Here is a 2,580-nt window from a genome sequence, read left to right as displayed (position 1 = left end):
CCCCCCCCCCCCCCCCCCCCCCCCCCCCCCCCCCCCCCCCCCCCCCCCCCCCCCCCTTTTTAATGATACGGCGACCACCGAGATCTACACCTGGTAGCTATCGTCGGCAGCGTCAGATGTGGAGAAGAGACAGGCGCCAGGCCGCGTAGTCGGGCAGGGCCTCGGCCTGCAGCGGCGTGAGTTGGGGATCGGCGGCCTTGAGCGCGACCAGTCGCGCCACCAGCTCGCGCAGCGTGACGGCCAGGTGCGCGGGCACCTCGCGCATCGCGGCATCGAAGCGCTCGAGCGCGCGCAGGTCGAGGTCCATCGCATCGAGCAGCCGCGTGCGTTCGCCGCCCTCGGCCTCGAGCGTGGAGGGTGCCTCGAGCCATTGCTCGTAGGTCTGGCGCAGGTTCTGCACGAATGCCTTCTTGTCGCCCTGCGAGTCGTGGATCATGCAGCACAGCTCGTCCAGCCCCTGCTGGCGCAGGCGGTGGAACACGACGTCGATCGCGGCGCGTTTCTCGCAGACGAAGAGCACGCGGCGGCCGCGCCCCACGTAGTCGGCGATCAGGTTGGTGATGGTCTGCGACTTGCCGGTGCCCGGCGGCCCCTGGATGATGTAGCTGGCCCCGGTGCGCGCCAGCGCCACGGCGGCGGTCTGGGTCGCGTCGGCCTGCACCACCGGCCATTGCTCGGCCAGCGGCAGCACGGCGGGCGTCTCGGTGTCGACCTGGCGCGGCTGCAGCGAGAACACGCGGTCGAAGGCCTCGCTCGCCATGTCCGATTCGACCAGCCCGCTGTAGTCGCGCACCAGCGACATCTTGCGGTGGTTGAAGTTGCCGAGCGTCACGGCCGTGAGGTCCACGTCCCACTGGTAGGGATTGCCGGCGTTCTCGCGCAGCGCGAAGGTCTGGCGCTCGGCCTCGGCGGGCGCCATCTGTGGTGCGCGTGGCGTAGGGCGCGCGCCCACCGCGCCGGCCAGCGGCAGCGGCACGCGCTGCACGCGGGCATGGAACAGCTGCAACCCGCGCGGGCGGAAATCGTCCTGCGCGTAGCTGTAGTCGGTGGCCGCGATGGGCACGGCCGAGGGCGCGCGCTCGCGCACGCGCCGCTTGAACTGCTCGAGCCGCTGGCGCGCGCGCTGGTGGATCAGCGCGATCTCGGGCTGCCGCTGCAGACGCAACTGCACGCCGGGCTCGGTGCGCGCGATCTGCGCGGCCAGCTCGGCATGGAACTGCTCGATCGAGGTCTCGCGCAGGTCGATGTTCTCGGGCAGCACGATGCCGTAGAGCTGGCGCAGGTGATGCCGCAGCGTCGGGTTGACCTGGGCCTCGGGGCCCGCGGCCTCGAGCAGGTACTGGTCGCGCACGCCCTTCTTGCGCGCGAGCTCCACCGGCAGCATCAGGAGCGGCGAGACGATGCGCTCGTCGGCGTCCTCCTTGAGGTTGTGCCAGCGCAGGAAGGCGATCACCAGCGAGAGTTGCGACAGGCCGTACTCGGCCCGGTCGCGCCGCGCCTCCTGCAGGATGCGGTCGAGCGCGCCCGGCAGGTAGGGCTGGTCCTCGAAGCGCAGCCAGCGCGCGAGCGGCACCGGGTCGCCGCTCGCGACCTCGGCGGCGAAGCGGCCGTCCCACACGCAGAGCTGGTCGACGCGGATGCTCTGCAGGTCGACCACCAGCGGCACGCTGGCCACCGTGAGGTTGACGTGCGCCTGCGTGGGCTTGAAGTACAGCAGCCGGTTGCGCCGCGAGAGGTCGAACAGCCGGTCGCGCAGGTGCAGCTGGATCGCCTGGCGGCGCTGGCCCGCGCCGTCCTTCGGGTTCGCGAGGCGCTCCAGGCCCAGGTCCAGCGGCTGGTCGCGGTAGGTCTCGAGGCGGCGGATCACCGAGGGCAGGTCGCGCGCGCGCTCGTGGCGGTCGAGCGCCGTCATCTCGACGATCACCGCGGCCAGCACCGGGTGCAGCCGGCGGTTGATCTCGAACAGGTTGCCGCGGTGCTCGGCGAAGCGCGCGAGCTCCTCGCCCTGCGTGAAGTCGAGCCCGCAGGCCAGGCTGGCGAGCACCTGGCCCAGGCACAGCATGTCGCTGAGCGCATCGTGGTGCGCGAAGCGCTGCTCCCAGGCGCCGTAGCCGGGCAGGTAGGCCGGGCGCTGCGGCACGGTGTCGGGCGTGGCCTCGGGCAGCACCTCGAGGTTCTCGCGCGCGACGCCGATGCCGCCTTCGACGGTGATGCGTTCCTCGCCCACCACGCGCAGCACCGAGGCCACCGGGCGCTCGAGCGGTGCGATCGCCTGCGGGTTGCGCTTCGGCTCGGCGCCCGCGGGCTGGGCCAGTTCCAGCGCGGGCACCTCGTTCACGCGGTATGCCATCGCATGGCCCAGCGCGGCGACCCGGCCCTGCTCGTGCAGCGCCGAGACCTCGCGCAGCAACGGCAGCGCGAGGGCGAGCACGTCGTCGGTCTGCAGGCCGCCGTGGGCATCGGCGGTGTCGAGCAACTGCAACAGCGGTGCGATGCTCGTCATGCCGTGGCGCTCCGTGCATGCTGGGCTCGGGCCTTGTCGAGCACGGTGGCGGCGTCGCGCTTGACGCGCGCGAGGCT

Annotated in this window: 1 protein-coding gene; it reads right to left on the bottom strand. The window is 72.4% G+C overall.

All coding sequences use genetic code 11. The features are described from left to right. Nucleotides 1-112: 112 nt before the first annotated feature. On the bottom strand, nucleotides 113-2,503 hold the full coding sequence (locus AC27VN_RS38510) for a DUF4011 domain-containing protein (RefSeq protein ID WP_490880070.1): 2,391 nt from the start codon (nucleotides 2,501-2,503) through the stop codon (nucleotides 113-115). Nucleotides 2,504-2,580: the final 77 nt, after the last annotated feature.

Source organism: Variovorax sp. 20P10.2.4 (assembly GCF_058244205.1).
Note: the sequence above shows the minus strand (reverse complement) of the source record. Positions and strands in the feature narration are given on the sequence as shown.

Coding starts and splice junctions, on each gene's coding strand:
- AC27VN_RS38510 (WP_490880070.1), bottom strand. CDS start 2,503: ATGACGAGCATCGCACCGCTGTTGCAGTTGCTCGACACCGCCGATGCC.